This window comes from Microcoleus pseudofavosus SVA1_A4 (assembly GCF_036700565.1).
Lineage (GTDB): Bacteria > Cyanobacteriota > Cyanobacteriia > Cyanobacteriales > Microcoleaceae > Microcoleus.
Window position 1 is genome coordinate 1 of sequence record NZ_JAUBPE010000031.1, and the last position, 17,584, is coordinate 17,584.

The 17,584-nt window shown below is 43.6% G+C and carries 27 protein-coding genes and 1 pseudogene; 17 read left to right on the top strand and 11 right to left on the bottom strand.

All coding sequences use genetic code 11. The annotated features are described in order from the left end of the window. Positions 1-110: 110 nt before the first annotated feature. Positions 111-323 carry a helix-turn-helix domain-containing protein gene (locus QUA02_RS15125; RefSeq protein ID WP_106149040.1) on the bottom strand — a complete coding sequence of 71 codons (213 nt, stop codon included), beginning with the start codon at positions 321-323 and terminating at the stop codon, positions 111-113. Between the two features lie 54 nt (positions 324-377). Beyond that, positions 378-590: a helix-turn-helix domain-containing protein gene (locus QUA02_RS15130; protein ID WP_190735550.1), complete on the bottom strand. Its 213-nt coding sequence runs from the start codon at positions 588-590 to the stop codon at positions 378-380. A 195-nt stretch (positions 591-785) separates the two neighbouring features. Here QUA02_RS15130 and QUA02_RS15135 point away from each other — a divergent pair, with 195 nt between their 5' ends. The 14 genes from QUA02_RS15135 (at position 786) to QUA02_RS15200 (ending at position 10,252) form a co-directional block, all read left to right on the top strand. Beyond that, positions 786-1,229: a hypothetical protein gene (locus QUA02_RS15135; protein ID WP_333028956.1), complete on the top strand. Its 444-nt coding sequence runs from the start codon at positions 786-788 to the stop codon at positions 1,227-1,229. Positions 1,230-1,303: 74 nt separating this feature from the next. Beyond that, complete coding sequence (locus tag QUA02_RS15140; RefSeq protein ID WP_333028958.1) at positions 1,304-1,573, top strand: hypothetical protein; 270 nt, start codon at positions 1,304-1,306, stop codon at positions 1,571-1,573. 179 nt (positions 1,574-1,752) lie between these two features. Next, positions 1,753-1,983, top strand: coding sequence for a hypothetical protein (locus tag QUA02_RS15145; protein ID WP_333028961.1), 231 nt, complete (start codon positions 1,753-1,755; stop codon positions 1,981-1,983). A 243-nt stretch (positions 1,984-2,226) separates the two neighbouring features. Beyond that, the gene (locus QUA02_RS15150) at positions 2,227-3,372 is read left to right on the top strand and encodes a phospholipase D-like domain-containing protein (RefSeq protein WP_333028962.1); all 1,146 of its coding nucleotides are present in this window, start codon (positions 2,227-2,229) and stop codon (positions 3,370-3,372) included. Between the two features lie 345 nt (positions 3,373-3,717). Continuing rightward, positions 3,718-3,984, top strand: a complete 267-nt coding sequence (locus tag QUA02_RS15155; RefSeq protein WP_333028963.1) for a MafI family immunity protein — start codon at positions 3,718-3,720, stop codon at positions 3,982-3,984. Positions 3,985-4,011: 27 nt separating this feature from the next. Next, positions 4,012-4,395 (top strand): hypothetical protein, encoded by a 384-nt coding sequence (locus QUA02_RS15160; RefSeq protein WP_333028966.1) that lies wholly within the window; start codon positions 4,012-4,014, stop codon positions 4,393-4,395. A 181-nt stretch (positions 4,396-4,576) separates the two neighbouring features. Next, the gene (locus QUA02_RS15165) at positions 4,577-5,074 is read left to right on the top strand and encodes a DUF29 domain-containing protein (RefSeq protein ID WP_333028968.1); all 498 of its coding nucleotides are present in this window, start codon (positions 4,577-4,579) and stop codon (positions 5,072-5,074) included. A gap of 71 nt (positions 5,075-5,145) precedes the next feature. Next, the gene (locus QUA02_RS15170; RefSeq protein ID WP_333028970.1) at positions 5,146-5,685 is read left to right on the top strand and encodes a Uma2 family endonuclease; all 540 of its coding nucleotides are present in this window, start codon (positions 5,146-5,148) and stop codon (positions 5,683-5,685) included. A 196-nt stretch (positions 5,686-5,881) separates the two neighbouring features. After that, positions 5,882-7,063 (top strand): YcjF family protein, encoded by a 1,182-nt coding sequence (locus tag QUA02_RS15175; RefSeq protein WP_333028972.1) that lies wholly within the window; start codon positions 5,882-5,884, stop codon positions 7,061-7,063. 139 nt (positions 7,064-7,202) lie between these two features. Then, entirely contained in the window at positions 7,203-7,742 is a 540-nt protein-coding gene (locus tag QUA02_RS15180) for a Uma2 family endonuclease (RefSeq protein ID WP_333028974.1), read from the top strand. A gap of 239 nt (positions 7,743-7,981) precedes the next feature. Next, positions 7,982-8,299, top strand: a complete 318-nt coding sequence (locus QUA02_RS15185) for a 2Fe-2S iron-sulfur cluster-binding protein (RefSeq protein ID WP_333028977.1) — start codon at positions 7,982-7,984, stop codon at positions 8,297-8,299. A gap of 57 nt (positions 8,300-8,356) precedes the next feature. Continuing rightward, positions 8,357-8,548 carry a DUF8621 family protein gene (locus tag QUA02_RS15190; protein WP_172184567.1) on the top strand — a complete coding sequence of 64 codons (192 nt, stop codon included), beginning with the start codon at positions 8,357-8,359 and terminating at the stop codon, positions 8,546-8,548. Further along, entirely contained in the window at positions 8,545-9,612 is a 1,068-nt protein-coding gene (locus QUA02_RS15195) for a DUF3326 domain-containing protein (RefSeq protein ID WP_333028979.1), read from the top strand. The genes QUA02_RS15190 and QUA02_RS15195 overlap by 4 nt, the downstream gene beginning before the upstream one ends. Before the next feature lie 46 nt (positions 9,613-9,658). Beyond that, complete coding sequence (locus QUA02_RS15200) at positions 9,659-10,252, top strand: CPBP family intramembrane glutamic endopeptidase (protein ID WP_333028981.1); 594 nt, start codon at positions 9,659-9,661, stop codon at positions 10,250-10,252. Positions 10,253-10,423: 171 nt separating this feature from the next. Here QUA02_RS15200 and QUA02_RS15205 read toward each other — a convergent pair whose 3' ends face one another. The 9 genes and pseudogenes from QUA02_RS15205 to radA all read right to left on the bottom strand — a co-directional run bounded on the left by QUA02_RS15205 (position 10,424) and on the right by radA (position 15,108). Next, entirely contained in the window at positions 10,424-10,828 is a 405-nt protein-coding gene (locus QUA02_RS15205; protein ID WP_333028982.1) for a TIGR02588 family protein, read from the bottom strand. After that, complete coding sequence (locus QUA02_RS15210; protein WP_333028984.1) at positions 10,825-11,679, bottom strand: TIGR02587 family membrane protein; 855 nt, start codon at positions 11,677-11,679, stop codon at positions 10,825-10,827. Before QUA02_RS15210 ends, QUA02_RS15205 begins: the two co-directional genes overlap by 4 nt. A gap of 55 nt (positions 11,680-11,734) precedes the next feature. Further along, positions 11,735-12,034: pseudogene (locus QUA02_RS15215) on the bottom strand (type II toxin-antitoxin system PemK/MazF family toxin); the annotation flags it as partial. Positions 12,035-12,067: 33 nt separating this feature from the next. Next, positions 12,068-12,298, bottom strand: a complete 231-nt coding sequence (locus tag QUA02_RS15220) for a hypothetical protein (RefSeq protein WP_333028986.1) — start codon at positions 12,296-12,298, stop codon at positions 12,068-12,070. A 42-nt stretch (positions 12,299-12,340) separates the two neighbouring features. Continuing rightward, positions 12,341-12,580: a DUF2283 domain-containing protein gene (locus QUA02_RS15225; RefSeq protein WP_333028987.1), complete on the bottom strand. Its 240-nt coding sequence runs from the start codon at positions 12,578-12,580 to the stop codon at positions 12,341-12,343. 46 nt (positions 12,581-12,626) lie between these two features. Further along, positions 12,627-12,845 carry a hypothetical protein gene (locus QUA02_RS15230; RefSeq protein WP_333028989.1) on the bottom strand — a complete coding sequence of 73 codons (219 nt, stop codon included), beginning with the start codon at positions 12,843-12,845 and terminating at the stop codon, positions 12,627-12,629. Between the two features lie 47 nt (positions 12,846-12,892). Beyond that, on the bottom strand, positions 12,893-13,279 hold the full coding sequence (locus QUA02_RS15235) for a type II toxin-antitoxin system VapC family toxin (protein ID WP_333028991.1): 387 nt from the start codon (positions 13,277-13,279) through the stop codon (positions 12,893-12,895). Then, positions 13,276-13,506, bottom strand: a complete 231-nt coding sequence (locus QUA02_RS15240) for a type II toxin-antitoxin system Phd/YefM family antitoxin (protein ID WP_333028992.1) — start codon at positions 13,504-13,506, stop codon at positions 13,276-13,278. Before QUA02_RS15240 ends, QUA02_RS15235 begins: the two co-directional genes overlap by 4 nt. A 45-nt stretch (positions 13,507-13,551) precedes the next feature. After that, positions 13,552-15,108: a DNA repair protein RadA gene (gene radA, locus QUA02_RS15245; protein WP_333028993.1), complete on the bottom strand. Its 1,557-nt coding sequence runs from the start codon at positions 15,106-15,108 to the stop codon at positions 13,552-13,554. A 289-nt stretch (positions 15,109-15,397) separates the two neighbouring features. Between radA and rpaB the strand changes: the two genes are divergently transcribed. The 3 genes from rpaB (at position 15,398) to QUA02_RS15260 (ending at position 17,554) form a co-directional block, all read left to right on the top strand. After that, positions 15,398-16,129, top strand: coding sequence for a response regulator transcription factor RpaB (gene rpaB, locus QUA02_RS15250; protein ID WP_071587789.1), 732 nt, complete (start codon positions 15,398-15,400; stop codon positions 16,127-16,129). A 101-nt stretch (positions 16,130-16,230) separates the two neighbouring features. Next, the gene (locus QUA02_RS15255) at positions 16,231-16,881 is read left to right on the top strand and encodes a cofactor assembly of complex C subunit B (RefSeq protein WP_333028996.1); all 651 of its coding nucleotides are present in this window, start codon (positions 16,231-16,233) and stop codon (positions 16,879-16,881) included. A gap of 58 nt (positions 16,882-16,939) precedes the next feature. Continuing rightward, on the top strand, positions 16,940-17,554 hold the full coding sequence (locus tag QUA02_RS15260; protein ID WP_333028997.1) for a hypothetical protein: 615 nt from the start codon (positions 16,940-16,942) through the stop codon (positions 17,552-17,554). Positions 17,555-17,584: the final 30 nt, after the last annotated feature.

Consider the following 17,584-nt stretch of genomic DNA (forward strand, 5'->3'; position numbering starts at 1 on the left):
ATCTACTGAGTATGCTTTCATTGGTATATTATTTTTAGTCAATTCTATTGTACCTCATAACATCCGGAAGTGCTGTAAGTCAGAGAATTGTACTGTAAAAAGCGATCGCCCTACTCTTTCACAACCTCAACCAAATCTTCCACCATCACGTCAAAAGTACGTGCCAACTTGAGCAGACAAGTAAAATCAACCATTGCCATTCCTGGAGAACGCGAATAGGTGCTGAGGGTGCTGTAGTTGACTCCCGATCGGTCAGAAACCTCTTTGATCGTCCAGCCTTTCTCACCAGCAAATTCTCTAACCCGCAATCTAATTAAACCCATTGACAAAAAACTAGATTTACTCTGGGATAAAATTTTATCGTAAAAAGCGATCGCTCACTCCTGCACAATTTCCACCAAGTCTTCAATCATTACATCAAAGGTGCGAGCCAATTTGTGTATAGAAATAAAGTCAATGGTTGACACTCCCGGACAGCGGGCGTAGTGTCTGACGGTGCTGTAAATTACTCCCGATCGTTCTGAAACTTCTTTCAGCGTCCAGCCTTTCTCGCTAGCTAGTTCTCTGACTTTTAATCTGACTAAACCCATACTTGACAAATGATGGTACACCATCATATGATGGTTTTATCGTAAAAAGCGATCGCCCCAACGTCTGGAAAACTTAAAGACGATCGCCTATCAAAGTTCAAATCCCATCAACTGGGATTTATTAACCATCTGAAATTCCCATCAAGTGGGATGTATCAACCATTGAAAATTCCCATCAAGTGGGATGTATCAACCATGTTAGCAAGCTTTCGACCAAAATCAACCCCCAGACACAGATTGAGCCGGTTCGTTACCAAAGAGGCGATCGCCCGCCTGCTGAAAATCAAGGTAGAACAAATATATCGCTTCGAGTGCTGGGCGCATATCCTGTACGTGCACGCCCAAGGCATGAGTCGGTTTGTCAGTTATGCCGACTTTCCGCCAGTTTTGGGAGTGGAATCGCCCTCTGGTTTAGATTTTGGTTATTGGAAGCGGCGGATGGCGAGTCTGAAGGAGAGATACGCGCCGGATTTTTGGGTGGATTTTTATGCGGCGAGATTTCAGAAAGCTGTTTCTGTTTCTGAATTGTTCGAGTGGGGGGAAATGGTGGGGGTGATTAAATTGATGTTAAGTGCGATCGCCCTAGAATCGCTGCGAAAAGTTTATGCAAAAGAGAAATATCTGCTGGAACATTTCTAAGAAGAGCGATCGACTAAAAATAGCAGCCAAGAGTCGTAAAATATTGATTGAAAACAGGTAAAGGAAGCAGAAAAATGACAACCGAACGCTGGAACGATGAAATGGTGGATGATTTGGCTTCTACTGTAGAGCAAACGACTCGGAATGTCGATATGCTTGTAGGTGCTGTCAATGCTCTTTTAGAAAGAGACTCGCGGCGCGATGAAGAAACGCGGCGACGGGATGAAGAAATGCGGCGGCGGGATGAGGATTTTCAACAGTACAAATTAGAAAATGACCAACGATTTAATACCCTGCTCGAAGAAGTCAGATTTTTAATCAGAAAACTGGGAGAGAATCAATGATAGACTAGCAAGAAAAATTTAAAATCTATTCTTTTCTTCAAAAGCGGCTAATATGTAGCGTCCCTGCGTAAGTCCTGTTTATGTGGCTACAGATACAAGTTGCTTTTTTTAGCAGAGCAAGCTAGACTTTGAGAGATACAATTTTTTCCATGCGCTTCCCCTCGATCGCAATTAAGCCCATGAGTAACCTTTCAAACATCCCAGGCGGTGGCGATTTACCCGATCACTATCGGAATGTAGGCGAACAAATCCAAGCATTCTTCGATTTTGCCGAAAGCAACCCCGATCGCGCTGTTCCTTTTTTCGTCAATATCTGGGAAACTCAAGCATCACTAACCACGCGGGCGCTAGCGCTACAAGGCTTAGGCGTGGCTGCAAAACACTATGATGTTGTAGAGAGTTATGAGTGATTTTTCAGGCATCCAACCAGCAGAGGGCGATCGCGGGAATTACAGGCTAAGTCCGCTCAGTCTGCGGTTATGCGTTTGGTAGGGTTCCCGCCGTCGGAGTCAAAGCAGGCTTTGATTGAGTTGGCTGATTATGTTTTTAGTCAACTTTATTAGGTGCGATCGCGCAGTTTTAGGGAAGATAATCAAATTGTGGTTTACATCATGCCTAAAAAGTTTTATATCAATTAATTGGAGTAATTTACAATGAGTGTTATTAGAAAATTTGTAATTTTGGAAGACAGTCAAAAAAGCTTGGAAACGACAATAGATTTTTTATTAGATTGTAAAGAATACTCTTGGGATAAAATTTATCTTTTTTCTGCTTTTGTTAGTGATGATGGGGTGAAAAAAGTAAAAAAGATTCTTGAACACCCTTATTTAGATGAAAATACGGAAGTTGTGATTGCGATCGGAACAAAAAATCATTTTAATGACCCTAGTAATATTCAAGATTTATTGAAATTTATCAAAGAATCAACAAAGATTAAAGCTAAGCCTGTTCTTATCTGTCCCAAAAATAACTTTCATATCAAAGCCTATTGTTTTTTAGGTCGTCGTGACAATAGAGAAATAGGGTTTTCTATCATAGGGTCATCTAATCTAACCAAGGCAGGTCTTGAATGTGATGGAGAATTATGTATTAGTATCCATAACTTAAATTTAACAAAAGATTTTATTTATCGTTTGTCAAATAAATGTAGGAACTCGCGTCCGTGGGATCAAGAAATTATGGAGTATGAAATAAAATATAATGAAAAACACCCTCGTAAAGATCAAGCACTGATAACCAGCACACCACTAGGTGGTAAATTCATTGAACTAGGTGTCTTGACTGATAGTGGTCTTCTTGCCAAGGCAACTACCCTCGCTAATTATAGTGATAATATAGATTGTTTTCACTCGAATCAGGCTATAGATAAAGAGAAAAATGATGTTCCTCAAAATTCTTTATGTATCTTATTTTCAACAGAAAACAATATATTCAGGATTGTTAAAATCATGTCTCACTGTTCCTATAAAGAAGAGACAGAAGGATGTTTTGTCACATATGAAAAAAATGTAACTTATGAGCTTAATGAAGATATTGGTGAAATCCTTGCGAATGAAAAGTATAAAATAATATCTGTTCCAGAGAATATGAAGGAATTACCTTACAAAACTCTAAAGGATTTTGAAGAAGAAGTTAATGAATATCAGGAATATCAGAAAATGCTCGACGAGCCGAAATATCAAAAATGGATAGAAAAAGGTAAGAAGAAGAGGCAATTAGAAATTCTTGACAGAATATTACAAATTGGCGATCCCATTTTAATGAAGCAAGAGCTAGAATTACTCCGTCAATCCATTTAATGTGCCATCATTGTGTTCTCAATACCAACTTAATTTTACAATGATTATGGGATAAAATCATCGTCTTTACCGGCCATAATATTAATACCAGGCTTCTTGCAAAAGTGCCATTAATAGTCAGAAAATCAAAGATAATTTATTGTTTCAGAGTTTATACTTATTTTAAGTCTTTGCTAAAATTTTAAGTAACTTCTTTGCTGGTAAGCCTGTAAGATGGCATATTGAAGGAACTAGAGATAGTGCTAGTATTAGGGTAATAGTAGAACCTGATGGGAGAGGAATCATTACAGCCTTCCCTACTAACCTACCCAAAAATCCCTATAAATATTGTCAGGAGCCAAATAAATGTTTGACTATAAAATTGTGGAAAGTAAACTCAATGAAGTCATTAACATCGTGAAACCACAACTTTCAGATACTCAAATAGAATTTTTGGTTTCAGACATTCAGGCTGGCGAGTGGAATTTGGCGTTAGAGACTTTGTGCGATATTCTCATTGAAGAAGAAATTCCCATAGATTTAAAGGGTTATGAACTCTTGCAAGAAGTGGGCAATATTTTGAACATGGAACGGGAAACTTGGGAGATGCTAAAAGTCCAAGTAACTCCTTGAGATGAGTTTCAATAAAGGAGGTTTTTTATGTCTCGCACACTAGATATTTTTGTAGAACTTCCGCAGGACATCGAACATTTAATCAAAGAATTAGAGTTGATATTGGCTCTAAAATTTGAGCTTATTTCTGATGGTACTGATAACTGGTATGAGTTTCGCAACTCAACAATCACTCTTACTGTAGGAAAGCATGATTTTGAAAACGATCGAAATATAAGATTTGAAGAATACCCTTATAACCTATCAATCAGAGCGTTGAACATCTCGAATGAACTTGAGAGGCAAAAGTGGTGTGATGATTTTGCTAGTTATGTTTTCCAAAAGTTGAAAGCTACAGAAAGGTATCGTTTTATGCTGGTGGATGACCTACAAGTGAAGTTAGAGGAGTTTGCGCGATTGGTGAAGGTTTGATAGAACATCATAATAGGCTTAGATGAAACAGGAAATTTAAAAGTAGTTTTCCATACCTTTAAACAAACCGATCGCACTTCTTGCATCATTCGGCTCATTTGGGCCCGTAAAGCTAACTTCAGCGATAAATTATCGAATATGTTACACTTATGTCTAGAGAAGAGAAAGGGAGTCAAACAAAATGACAACTATCCAATCAATAACAACTGCAATAACATCTCTTTATGAACAGGATTTTTATCTGTGGTTACAGACAACTATCAACTTATTAAAAGAGGGAAAGTTTTCCGAAATAGATTTAGAGAACTTACTAGAGGAACTGGAAAGTATGGGGAGAAGCGATAAAAATGCTTTAAAAAGTAATTTGAGGGTACTTTTAATGCACTTACTTAAGTATAAATATCAGCCAGAAAAACGAACAAATAGTTGGGTGTACACCATTCGTGAACATCGTAAACGCATCCGAGATGCCTTCAAAACCAGTCCTAGTTTATATCATTTTTTTGAAGAAATTTTTAGTGAATCTTATCAAGATGCTAGGGAATTAGCCGCAGATGAAACAGGTTTATCTATTGCGACATTTCCCCCAGAGTCTCCCTTTACTGAAGAAGAAGTTCTTAATCCTGATTTTTTACCGCCTGACAGCGATCGGTCTGAAAATACTGAAAATATTGAATAATTGAATCAGATATCCTTCTCTGTACTAATCGGTCATAGTATCATCGAATATGCAAAAGCGAGGAAATGACGATGGTCACTGCTACTGCTGCACAGAATAATTTTACTTTAGAAGACTTCATGGCTAATCCCCCCGACAACATGGAATGGGTGGACGGACAACTCGTGGAGAAAAATGGAGCCACGCTCAAGCATGGTAAAATTCAATCAAGCCTGGGTTGTGCTTGGGCAAATTACATGATTTCCAGCAAACAAGGAGGAGAAGTTTATATTTCACCACCTTGCCGCACTAAGCAACAAATTCGCCGGCCCGATGTCGCTTATCTCACACCAGAATTAGTTGCACAATTTGGCAATCTTGCCACTTTACCCCAAAGTTTCCCTTTAGTTGCCGAAATAGTTTCACCCACCGATATCGCTGAAGATGTCTTCCTCAAAGCACAGGAATATTTAGAATCTAGCTGTCAGGAAGTCTGGTTAGTTTTTCCCGAAAGTCGTTTAATATTCGTGATAACTCAAAATCAAATATTGACATTTAGATCCGGCGATACCGCCAGCACCCAACAAATCCTGACAGGTTTTAGCATTGATGTCGATCGATTGCTAGCTTAAACTAAATTCTACAACCTTTCATTTAGCAGCACGCGACACAAAACTCTCCTCTACCCGTTGCACCAGTTCTTAAATCAAATTGCTACAATATTCTTAAGACTTCCCCAGTCCGCCTTCGCGGACTTCGTTTGTAGAGCATTGGAATTATATTCGGTGGTATTGAATTAATATCCCACCATTATCGGAGCAAACCGCCATGTCAGACGACTTTTCCTTAGACGAGCTTTTAAATAGAAGTTACTACGCCTTCAAAGACGCAGAAAACCAAGTGGGACAGTGCAATGTTTTAGTCATCGGCAAAACCGGAGTCGGCAAAAGTACCCTGATCAATTCCGTTTTTCGCCAGCGCTTAGCAGAAACCGGAGTCGGCCGCCCCATAACTCAAGGCATCCGCCAATATACAAAACCGAATTGCCCAATTACAGTCTACGATACTCCCGGACTCGAACTCAACGCCGAACAAATTAAAGTTATTCAATTAAACGTTGCTAAACTGATTGAAGACCAAAGACTCCTGCACCCTAAAGAACACATTCACGTCATCTGGTACTGCATCAATCACAGCGCCAATAGAATAGAATCTGTGGAGGAAAGCTGGCTGAAAGAAATGGAAGTCAAAGATGTACCAGTGATTTTAGTGCTCACTCAAACTACATCTAAAAAGCCCAGCGAGTTTTTCAAGCAACTCGAACACATGAATTTGCCAGTTAGTCAAATCATCCCCGTCATGGCAGAACCGGAAGAAATAGATGAGGATTATACAGTAAAATCTCACGGTTTAGACAAATTGGTGGATGCAACTTTTCAACTGCTGCCGGAAGTCGCTAAAAAAGCTTTTGTGAAAGAACAAATTGCCAATGTTTCGCTGAAATCTGACATGGCGTTTAAGTATGTAACTGGTTATGTTGCCGGTTCAGCGATAGTCGGTGCGACTCCTGTACCGTTTGCTGATGCGCCGATTTTGATGGCGATGCAAACGGCAATGATTGCTAATATTACTGTAATTTTTGGAATGCCCTTTGATAAGGGGTTTATTTCGGCGATGCTGTCTGCGATTAGCGGCGCTGGCGGGGTGACTGCTGTTGGCAGAAGTATTGTGACTAATTTGATTAAAATGATTCCTGGTGCTGGTACAGTTGTGGGCGGTGCTATCTCCGGTGCAACGGCAGCAGCTCTCACGCTTGCCCTCGGTTTGGCTTACATTGAAGTGCTTAAAGCTTATATGAAAGCTCAAATTAATGGGGAACAACTTTCTTTGCAGCAGTTAACCAAGATGTTTGTCGAAATGTACAAAGATTATGCTAGTTCTGGGCGTAAAACTTTGAAGGATGAGCAACAGAATCAACCTAAACCTCCCAATCAAATTAATATTGAGTAAATTGGGCATAGGGCATGGGGCATAGGGCATAGGGCATAGGTTATTTGTTAGTTCCAATTACCAATTACCAATTCCCAATTACCCATTACCAATTGATTGCTACAATATCAGTGAATTCTGCAAAAAGGAGGAAAGGGCTATGGTAATGGCTGCCGTTTTATCAGACAATGTTTCTCTAGAAGACTTTATAGCCAGTCCCACAGACGATATGGAATGGGTGGACGGGCAAATCGCGGAGAAAAATGGCATGACAGTAAAACACAGTCGAATCCAATCTAAACTAGATTATTCTTGGAGAAGTTATAAGATATCTAGCGGACAAGGCGGCGAAGTTTATACAGAAGTTCCTTGTCGTACTGACAGGCGAGTGCGCCGTCCTGATGTAGCTTATCTGACTCCTGAACTTGTTGCTGAATATGGGGATATTCCTACTTTGCCTCAAAGTCCGCCGTTAATTGCAGAAATAGTTTCTCCTACTGATATTGCGGAAGAAATATTTCTGAAAGCACAAGAGTATTTAGATTCTGGTTGTCTGGAAGTTTGGATAGTTTTTCCAGAAAGTTGCTGGATAATGATAATGACTCAAACTCAAAAGTTAACCTTTAACCTGGGTTCTACAGTCAGCACTCAGCTAGTGCTGCCGGGTTTTAGTGTTGCTGTTGAGGAGTTGTTGGCTTGAAGGCAAAAATTAGTTACGTATAAGTGCTTTTTGGCAGAGTTCGCCCGTGAGGCTCGTGATAATTTGTGAAAAAGTCCTTGACAAAATGCCGATCGCCCCAGCCAATTCATGAAAATTTTTAGCAAAAAAAAGTGCAGTTGTAAATTTGCACAAAAGCACCAACAGCGGTAAAATACTTATTGCTTTGTTTGCAAATCTAGCGTAAATTCCTATTGAGAATTAAAACCAATCATTGAAATATGTCTAAGACTTACACTGTTGAATTGCTCCACCAAGGCTCTACCTATACCGTAGAAGTGCCGGAAGATAAACAAATTCTACTGGCCGCTAACGCTGCGGGCATCGATCTGCCTAACTCTTGCAATGCGGGGGTTTGTACTACTTGCGCTGCTAAAGTTATTGAGGGTGAAGTTGAGCAAGTTGATTGCATGGGCGTCAGTCCCGAACTTCAGGCAGAAGGTTATGTGTTGCTGTGCATTGCTTATCCCCGATCGAACTTGAAGATAGAAACCGAAAAAGAAGACATTGTGTACGATCGCCAGTTCGGTAAATCCTAGGACTAAGCTAAAATTTAGCTAAGTACCGATCTCCGTAAAACCACTATGGATCGCCCGATGACTACCCATTTCATTTCCGCAGAAGTTGACCTCCACGATACCGCCGAAGAATTGCACTCGGCGATTGAAATTGAACTGCAAAAGCACGGGGAACCCCTGCGGTGGGCAGTCACAGACGTGGATGTCGATCGGCAAAAGGCTGTGGTAGAAGGCTACGTGCTCGTGGAAGCATCCCCCGTAACAGTGTGAACCGGCGCCCTTTAACAGTGGTTTTGATAGTCCCCACAGGCGTTGGAGCCTCGATCGGGGGCTTTGCAGGAGATGCGCTGCCCGTGGCTAGGGCGATCGCCCAAATTTCAGACACCCTGATTACTCACCCCAACGTCCTCAACGGCGCTCAACTTTATTGGCCGATACCTAACGCCCTCTACGTTGAAGGTTACGCCCTCGACAAATTTGCGGCCGGATGCTGGGGACTGCAACCGGTACATCAAAATCGCATCGGCTTAATCCTAGATTCCGCGATCGAACCAGACTTGCAGTTGCGCCACTTGCAAGCCGTTGATGCTGCTAGAGCTACATTGGGCTTGAATATAACTGATTGTGTTTTAACCGATCGCCCCCTGCAAGTAGAATTGCGTATTTCCGAATCAGGCGCATCCTGGGGGACGATAGGCAATCCCGACAGTTTATTGCGCGCTGCAGAAAAATTGATCGAACAAGCAAGAGTAGAGGCGATCGCGGTTGTGGCCAGATTTCCCGACGATGAAGGCAGCCTCGCCCTCGAAAACTACCGCCGCGGCAAAGGAGTTGACCCCCTCGCCGGCGCGGAAGCTGTCATCAGCCACCTCATAGTCAGGACGTTTAAAATCCCCTGCGCCCACGCCCCAGCGCTGTCTGCGCTTCCCCTCGATCCGCACCTGTCCCCGCGATCGGCTGCTGAGGAAATCGGCTATACTTTCCTACCTTGCGTGCTTGCGGGCCTCAGCAAAGCTCCCCAATTGGTAGCGCCAGAAAGCCAGCAGCACCATCAATTATCAATTACCGCCGATCGAGTCGATGCGGTTGTCATACCCGCCACAGCCTGCGGCGGCAGTGCTATTCTGAGTTTGAGCGGGCGATCGTCCGTACAAATCATCGCTGTGGGCGACAACAAAACCCAGATGCAGGCGACTCCAGAAAAACTCGGAATCAAAGCTTTGCAGGTAAACTCATATTTAGAGGCGATCGGAGTTTTGGTCGCTTTGCGAGCCGGCATCAGTCCAGCTTCCTTGGGTGCAGACATCTCCTCCCTGCGTTGTTTGTCTGACTAAACCCAACAAATCTAAAATCTCAAACCTCAAATCTAAAAGTGATTAAGTGGCAGAAAAACTTCCCGGAAATCCTGAAATTGAACCCTTGACGCGCACCCAAGTTTTAGTAGCAATGGGCGTGACAGCAATTATGTTGCTGGCGGTAGCTAAATTGTGGTTGCTATTTGGATCGGTATCGCTTTTGCCAGTCAAATTGATAGGAATGGACTTGCTCAAAGGATGTGCGATCGGACTGGCAATTACAGGCGGCAGTGCGATCGTTTATCACCTCTGGCCGGGTTATCGCCGGAGTGCAGATGTTTACTTGGAAGTAGTGCTCAAACCTTTGTTTTGGCCTGATTTAATTTGGCTGGGACTGCTGCCGGGACTTAGCGAAGAATTGCTATTTCGAGGCGTGATGCTGTCTGCTTTGGGATTGAATGTTACCGGTTTAGTTTTATCGAGTTTTTGTTTCGGCATTCTGCACTTGGGAGGCATGGATCAGTGGCCTTATGCTGTTTGGGCAACGGCTGTCGGATTGCTGTTGGGTTACAGTGTTTTAGCTACTGGGAATTTGTTAGTGCCCATTACGGCTCATATTTGTACAAATTTGATTTCTAGCTGTGTTTGGAAGTGGGAACACAATTTGGTGAAGCGTTAGCTCGATCGCACTTCCAAAGCGATTGAAATCCCGCCTGCGCGGACTATAGCAATAAATGCCAACGCGCAAGGGGGTTTTGAGATTGAACGAACAGCGAAGACGCTAAGGGCGCGAAGGAAGAGAAAGAGTTCACAGAGGTGAAAAGGTTTTAACCGCCGATTTTTATCTGTGTTAAGGCTGTTTGTAACTGCTCGATCGCACAATCAATTCACCTTGACTGGGGTTGCGGCTGAAGATAAAAGCTCCTTCTTCAGTTTCGCCGCTTGACAAAAAATCAATTTGTTGATCGCCGGATTCCAAGACTTCGCCATTGACGCGCAGTTCGACAATAATTTGCACTGATTCTGCCGTTTCGCCGCCCGTGTTAGTTACTGTAAACGGCACGTAAAATTGCCCTTGAGTTTCGCGAATAGGCGTGTTGCGAGTGACGGAAATAATCGGAGGTTCCTGTTTTTTAGTCACCCAGTTGTAGATTACGAGTCCGGTGAGGATAGAAAGGATCGAGCAGGCGATCGCAAATGTCGCCCATTCAGCAAAAGTTTTTTTTGGTTGCTGTTCGTTATTACTTTCCGTCATACCGTCAACCTCCCCGCCGCGCCGCCAACAGCCGCCGGCAATCCCAATACTAACGTATAGCTCAACCAAATCGACCACGGGTCGTCAAAAGTGAGTTTTTGGAAGAAAAACATCATAAATGCAGAAGCCGCCAGCGACACTAAATAGGCCATGACAGTTTCGCTGAGGGGACGCTGAAAAATCCCTTGCTGCTGCTGCCGTTTTGCTTGATAAGTAAAGCCTGCTACAAATACAATACCGTAGGAAATTAGCAGCGAAGCGGCGATAATTGCTAATTGCCAAGGTGGCGAAATCGCTGCCGCTAGCATGGGAATTTCGTCAGTTGGGGCGATACTGAAAGCAATGATCATCGCGCCGATTAAAGTAGCGCCGATATCTGCTAAAGTTGGATTAATGGTAGGTTCGCTGTCGCTATCTGAAGTTTGATAGCGATCGCCACTCAAGAAACCGCTTGCCAGGGCAACTCCCAAGGAAAATGGCAGGCCTTCAAAGATGATTTTCCCCAAAGTTTCTTGCAGCGGAGTCTCCGGGGTAATTTCCCTGAGCAAAAACAGGACAAAAGCCGCGCAGACAATGCCAATGGCGATCGCTTCTACGGTATCGATTGCAGCATCTAGCCAGCGGATGTCCTTAGTTTTGCGAAAACCTTCAGTGCGAGTCAGCAAGAAAACGGCGATACAAGTAGTTGCGATCGCGATCGACATTTCCGCTGGTGTAGTATACGAACCGATCCACCAAACCTCCATCGTATAAAGCAGGGGAATTCCGAATAAAAAGCCCCCCGATGCACCTCTAATGATGTCGTTTAGTTCATTTGACCACTGATTTTTGCGTCTTTTTGATTTGTTCATGTTTCGTGAAAACGCACCTCAAAAATTTGGCAAGTAAATATTTTTTTCAACCTGCTCAAATAGAATACCATATGTGTTGTATTCTTTCTCGCACTTGTGCCAAATCATCAGGGGTTAATATTCCCAGTCTACGTTCAACTAAACTTTTTTGTAATGTGTTCAGTTTATGCAAGCGAACCGCTGAAGGTCGATTTAATCCTGCTTGTTGCCATTCCCGAATTTCTACATCAAAAGTTGTGCGAGAGATTTGACTGGTTATCTTAGCAATAATCATGTCTTCATCTCCTGTGTCCAACAGTACCAAACCAGGACGGCGTTTAGTTTCGGCTGCACCCGCAAACAGGAATGCAACTAGAACTAATTCTCCAAAGAGATAATTAGTCCTAGCTCAAATCTCATCGTAAATTGCGTCTTCTTCGCTGCAATCACCAAAGAATTGTTCGGTGGCAAGACGATGCCAAGCAGCGTTTTCCTCTTCTTCATCTTCTGTGTCAGTTGGTTCTTGCACCAGAACAATAACTCTGACTTGTTGGTTAGCTGCCAAGTATTTTAAGAGGGTATCGGGAAATTCTATTTTCCCTTCATCTGTGACTTTTGCGGGAAACTCGTATGCTTTCATGGTAGGTTTTAATCTGTATTTAACATAATTTTATTAAGGCAGTTATAGTGCGAGTTTAATCTCAGAATATTCTCCCAAAGCTTCGTTGACAACAATCAGTTTTCCTTGACTATCCGACCCTAATTGTTGATTGGCATTGAGTAATTCAATTCCATAAATAGTACCGTCTGGGGCAATATCCACATTCATTTGCTCGCTAACCTGGATAGTTTTTACCTGTGTGGTTTTTTCTTTCAGGTATATATAAGCTACGTTGTATCTCGGATCGTAAGTCAGTTTCACGGGAACCTCCTGCTCAAAAGAATTTGACAATTACAGTGATAATCATCTAGTCTTCGCCTTCTGACGCTGCGATCGCCTCTACTTTCTTCATAGCATAAACTTTTCCCTGCCACTCAGCATTGAAGGAAAAGTTGCGCCTAAATCCGGTTCTGCCAAATTGAGCCGGAAAAGTTGTGCCACTTTCTACAGTCGCAATTAATTCTGCCTCAGTTGCACCTCGCTCAATCAATCGTGCTTGAGCATGGGGATGTAATCTAACGCTCACGTTGCTATTACCTCCTTTTTGCCTCTTTATTTTTATACTAGCTTAATTCACCACAGCCGCGCGATCGCATAAGCATCAAAAATAGCATCAACGCTCAAAACAGGTATCTGTTCCGCCATAGATTGTGCAATTATCATCCTGTCAAATGGATCGCGGTGATGCAAAGGCAGTGAAGCCACAACCTCAATGTGGTCGAGATTAATCTCCAGTATCTCAATTCTATTAAGTGCGATCTGCTGCTTAATAAACTCCATAAAAGGCATACTAAAATTTAGCCTGCCTATACTATGTTTAATCGCCATTTCCCAGACGCTAGCTGTACTGAGGAGAATATCGTTATCTCCGTTGTCAATTAGCGATCGCCCTGTTGTGGTGAGTCTCGAACTGTCTGTCGTATACCAAATAAAGGCATGAGTGTCCAACAACAACCTCATTCCATGTACTCCTTAAACTCTTCTAGCGGTTCGTCAAAATCATCGGACATCCAAACCATTCCTTTAGCACTTCCTGCTTGTCGATTGGGTTTAGCTTGTTTGGCAATTACTACCAATTTTACAACAGGCTGGTTGTCTTGAGTAATCGCAACTTCTTCACCTCTCATGGCCGCTTCTATTAATTCAAGAAGTTTTTCTTTTGCCTCAACAATGTCTACTTGATACATGATTTATGCCTCCTTAATGTCACTTTTCAACATCACCATTCTAACTCAATTAAACAAATCCTCTTCCTCCAAATCAACAGACTGCAACTCCATATCAGCAGACTGCAACTGAGCCGGTGTAGCAGGAATCGCCGCAATAATTGCATCGATTACTTTCGCCACCGGAATAATCTCCATCCCTAACTCCGGCACCGGTTGATTCTTAGGAATAATCGCCCTTTTGAAACCCAATTTTGCCGCTTCCCTCAGTCGCAATTCTAATTGGGAAACCGGCCGCACCTGTCCCCCCAAACCCACTTCTCCGAGCAAAACTGTGCGCGCATCGATTACCCGATCGCGAAAACTGGCCACAACGGCGATCGCAACTGCCAAATCCGCCGCCGGTTCATCCACCTTCAACCCGCCCACAGTTGCCAAAATCACATCTAATTTAGATAAAGGAATCCCCACCCTTTTCTCCAAAACAGCTAAAATTTGCTGCAATCTAGCATTGTCCACACCAGTAGTAGTGCGGCGCGGCGAACCGAAACTCGCAGGGCTAACTAATGCCTGAATTTCCACTAAAATCGGTCGAGTTCCTTCGCAAGTAACCGTCGTCGAAGTACCGGGAGAAAATTCATCTCTATTTCCTAAAAACAACTCCGACGGATTATCTACTTCTCGCAAACCGTTGGCTACCATTTCAAAAACACCGATTTCATGAGTCGCGCCAAAACGGTTTTTCATCGATCGCAAAAGTCGGTGAGAAGCAAAGCGATCGCCCTCAAAATAAAGTACAGTATCTACCAAATGTTCCAAAACCCTCGGCCCCGCCAAAGCTCCATCTTTCGTAACGTGACCGACAATAAATAAAGTAATATTTTCCCTTTTCGCAACCTGCATCAAAGCAGACGTACATTCCCGCACCTGAGCCACCGAACCCGGAGCCGATGTTAAACTAGCAAAATAAATAGTTTGGATGCTGTCAATCACCGCCACATTCGGTTTCAGCGCTTCCAACTCCCGCAAAACAACTTCTAAATCCGTCTCTGGAAGCAAATAGAAATTCTCCGCTGAATTGTCCTCGGAATCCGTTTTAGCTTCCCCATTGCGATCGGATTTATGTCCGCCGTTGCTTGACAAATCAACCGGATTAGCCACGCCCAAACGCTGCGATCGCAACTTCACCTGCTGGCCGGACTCCTCCGCACTGACATACAGTATCCGATCCTTGCGGGCTAACATATTCGCCACCTGCAACAGCAGCGTCGATTTCCCGATTCCCGGTTCCCCCCCAATCAACACCAGCGAGCCCGGAACAATCCCCCCTCCCAAAACTCGATCGAGCTCCCCGTAGCCAGAAGGCCAGCGAGACTGAGTTTGGTCGGAAATCTGCGATAATCTAAAAGATACCCTCGGTTGACCCTTCGACTTATCAGGAGGCGAACCGCCCGCTGCCTTAGTTGTCACCCCAGTTAAACCAGCCCGCGACACACCACCAGTCGGTTGTTCTAACTGCTCGTCAAAAGAATCCCACTTGTGACAGCTAGGACACCTGCCAAAATATTGTGGTGAATCATACCCGCATTCCCGACAAATATATTGTATTCGAGGCTTAGGCATTGTTTACTATGATAAATAAGCTGTTCGGCATTTAAAGGAGGATAGTAGGGTGCGTCAGTAAAGAAGCGTTTCCCATGTATAGTAAGCGTTCTAGCTGACGCACCTTACCTGGATCGTTAATGGTTTAAATGCGTAACAGCTTAGTCACCTTAACATTTTAAAAAGTCTGAGTTAAAGCAATTATTAAGCTTTCAGACCGAGCGCCACAGGCCAATGAGTTTGTGTCTTCTATGATAGGGTAAAAAAAATTAACATTATCTGAAATGTAACTTAAGGAGTGCTCGGTAAATTGGAAAACCATAAAGAAAAAATTCTGGTAGTCGATGACGAAGCCAGTATCCGGCGCATTCTGGAGACTCGCCTTTCCATGATTGGTTACGATGTCGTCACCGCTGCTGACGGCGAAGAAGCTCTCGAAACATTTCGCAACACCGAACCCGACTTAGTGGTTTTGGACGTGATGATGCCGAAGCTCGACGGTTACGGCGTCTGTCAGGAGTTGCGCAAAGAGTCAGACGTGCCCATCATCATGCTAACCGCTTTGGGAGACGTAGCCGATCGCATCACCGGTTTAGAATTGGGCGCAGACGATTACGTCGTCAAACCTTTCTCTCCCAAAGAACTCGAAGCCCGCATCCGTTCGGTACTGCGCCGGGTTGACAAAAACGGCGCGTCGGGCATTCCCAGCTCTGGAGTCATCCACGTCACCAATATTAGGATTGACACCAACAAGCGCCAAGTTTACAAAGGCGACGAACGAATTCGGCTCACGGGCATGGAATTCAGCTTGTTAGAGCTGCTTGTGAGCCGATCGGGAGAGCCTTTTTCGCGATCGGAAATTTTGCAGGAAGTGTGGGGATACACGCCAGAACGCCACGTAGACACCCGCGTAGTGGACGTTCACATCTCCCGGCTTAGGGCAAAGTTGGAAGACGACCCCAGCAATCCTGAATTAATTCTCACCGCCCGCGGCACCGGCTATCTGTTCCAGCGAATTGTCGAAATTGGGGAAGTCGGATAAAGTCATGTGGCAGTTGGCAGTTGGCAATTGACGGTTGACTGCCAATAACCAACAGCCAACAGCGAACAGTCAACAGTGAACAGTCAACAGCCAACTGATTAATGACAAAATCCGATCCAAATAAAGTTTTGCGGCAATTGCCCTTAGTTGCAGGAGGGTTAGCAGGTACGCTGCTAATGGTCAACCGCTTGCTGACAGAGCAAATCACAGATTCTCAAGCTCGATCGGACGCTTTGGGAGTAATTATCAGCGCTCTGCTGATTTTAACAGGTTTGCTGTGGCAGCAGGTGCAAGCGCGATCGCCCGATTCCGTACAACTTATCGGCGAAGAAGGTTTTGAATTTGCGCCGGATTTGCCAGATGCGGTAAAAATAGAATTAGCTTGGGCGTCGCGTTTGCTGTTGACAAATACCGCCACAAGGTCGATCGTGATTTTGTATCGAGGAAAAGTTTTATTGCGGCGCGGCATTTTAGGCATCAATCCCGAAGTCAAACCGGGGCCTATTTTGCAGCGAGTCTTCGACAAAAACAAACCAATTTATTTAGTAAATCTCAATATTTATCCCGGCAAAATAGAATTTGACTATTTACCAGAAAATACCCAAGGAGTCATCTGTCAGCCACTGGGAAATCAAGGCGTTTTAATCTTAGGTGCTAACGCGCCCCGCAGCTATACAAAACAAGATGAAAACTGGGTCGAAGGAATTGCCGACAAACTAGAAAATACCCTCATACAGCACCTAAATTGTTAGTTGATACCAATGTATTGCTAACCGTATAACCTACTAAAATCCAGTGTAAGATTTAAAAATGGCACAAAAAACTGTCTGGAAAAATTGGAGAATGTTGCTCGGTATCGGTGCCCTGGTTATGGCAGTGTTGATTAGCCTATCTGGGTCTTTAGCACAAATACCAGCTAACTTGCCCTGCAATTTGGAAGGAGATGTACCAATCCACAAGAACACTGTTTTTTACTGGGCAGTGCTTTTTTACAACTCTACAGCTAGGCCGCTGACAGGCCTAATTGTGCTGGTGGTGTCGATTCTCATTCCTCTTTCGCATTATTCTGAAGTGACGGAGGAGACAAAGGTTCTGGCTTGTACTAGCGCCGCTGCAATTATGTTGTCTTTGCTAGCTTTGATGATCGCGGTGTATAGTGCTTTTTCACTGCTGGTATTCGGCCCGTATCAGCACCTTACCAGTGCAGAGTTTGACGGTTACAAATACAACTTAGGCTTCAGAGATTTTTATGTCGTCATTGGCAAATGCGATCGCTTCAATATTCGCTGTGGTTGCTCCGTGGTTATCACTTTAGACTCTGAAGAGTATCCTGGAACTTCAGTAACTCCTAGCTTTGAACAAAATGTTAAAACAAAAATTATTTATATTAAGACTAAAAGTCGGACTATTCCTATTTCAAAGTAGCGCGTTAAAATCTAACCTTTAAACCAAGCT

What these genes read in the sequence shown, in the direction of transcription:
- QUA02_RS15145 (WP_333028961.1), top strand. Translation starts at nt 1,753, where the DNA reads ATGAGTAACCTTTCAAACATCCCAGGCGGTGGCGATTTACCCGATCAC.
- QUA02_RS15155 (WP_333028963.1), top strand. Translation starts at nt 3,718, where the DNA reads ATGTTTGACTATAAAATTGTGGAAAGTAAACTCAATGAAGTCATTAAC.
- QUA02_RS15140 (WP_333028958.1), top strand. Translation starts at nt 1,304, where the DNA reads ATGACAACCGAACGCTGGAACGATGAAATGGTGGATGATTTGGCTTCT.
- QUA02_RS15235 (WP_333028991.1), bottom strand. Translation starts at nt 13,279, where the DNA reads ATGAGGTTGTTGTTGGACACTCATGCCTTTATTTGGTATACGACAGAC.
- QUA02_RS15160 (WP_333028966.1), top strand. Translation starts at nt 4,012, where the DNA reads ATGTCTCGCACACTAGATATTTTTGTAGAACTTCCGCAGGACATCGAA.
- QUA02_RS15205 (WP_333028982.1), bottom strand. Translation starts at nt 10,828, where the DNA reads ATGACGGAAAGTAATAACGAACAGCAACCAAAAAAAACTTTTGCTGAA.
- radA (WP_333028993.1), bottom strand. Translation starts at nt 15,108, where the DNA reads ATGCCTAAGCCTCGAATACAATATATTTGTCGGGAATGCGGGTATGAT.
- QUA02_RS15210 (WP_333028984.1), bottom strand. Translation starts at nt 11,679, where the DNA reads ATGAACAAATCAAAAAGACGCAAAAATCAGTGGTCAAATGAACTAAAC.
- QUA02_RS15260 (WP_333028997.1), top strand. Translation starts at nt 16,940, where the DNA reads ATGGCACAAAAAACTGTCTGGAAAAATTGGAGAATGTTGCTCGGTATC.
- QUA02_RS15150 (WP_333028962.1), top strand. Translation starts at nt 2,227, where the DNA reads ATGAGTGTTATTAGAAAATTTGTAATTTTGGAAGACAGTCAAAAAAGC.
- QUA02_RS15185 (WP_333028977.1), top strand. Translation starts at nt 7,982, where the DNA reads ATGTCTAAGACTTACACTGTTGAATTGCTCCACCAAGGCTCTACCTAT.
- QUA02_RS15175 (WP_333028972.1), top strand. Translation starts at nt 5,882, where the DNA reads ATGTCAGACGACTTTTCCTTAGACGAGCTTTTAAATAGAAGTTACTAC.
- QUA02_RS15165 (WP_333028968.1), top strand. Translation starts at nt 4,577, where the DNA reads ATGACAACTATCCAATCAATAACAACTGCAATAACATCTCTTTATGAA.
- QUA02_RS15190 (WP_172184567.1), top strand. Translation starts at nt 8,357, where the DNA reads ATGACTACCCATTTCATTTCCGCAGAAGTTGACCTCCACGATACCGCC.
- QUA02_RS15125 (WP_106149040.1), bottom strand. Translation starts at nt 323, where the DNA reads ATGGGTTTAATTAGATTGCGGGTTAGAGAATTTGCTGGTGAGAAAGGC.
- QUA02_RS15130 (WP_190735550.1), bottom strand. Translation starts at nt 590, where the DNA reads ATGGGTTTAGTCAGATTAAAAGTCAGAGAACTAGCTAGCGAGAAAGGC.
- QUA02_RS15180 (WP_333028974.1), top strand. Translation starts at nt 7,203, where the DNA reads ATGGTAATGGCTGCCGTTTTATCAGACAATGTTTCTCTAGAAGACTTT.
- QUA02_RS15170 (WP_333028970.1), top strand. Translation starts at nt 5,146, where the DNA reads ATGGTCACTGCTACTGCTGCACAGAATAATTTTACTTTAGAAGACTTC.
- QUA02_RS15135 (WP_333028956.1), top strand. Translation starts at nt 786, where the DNA reads ATGTTAGCAAGCTTTCGACCAAAATCAACCCCCAGACACAGATTGAGC.
- QUA02_RS15220 (WP_333028986.1), bottom strand. Translation starts at nt 12,298, where the DNA reads ATGAAAGCATACGAGTTTCCCGCAAAAGTCACAGATGAAGGGAAAATA.
- QUA02_RS15255 (WP_333028996.1), top strand. Translation starts at nt 16,231, where the DNA reads ATGACAAAATCCGATCCAAATAAAGTTTTGCGGCAATTGCCCTTAGTT.
- QUA02_RS15240 (WP_333028992.1), bottom strand. Translation starts at nt 13,506, where the DNA reads ATGTATCAAGTAGACATTGTTGAGGCAAAAGAAAAACTTCTTGAATTA.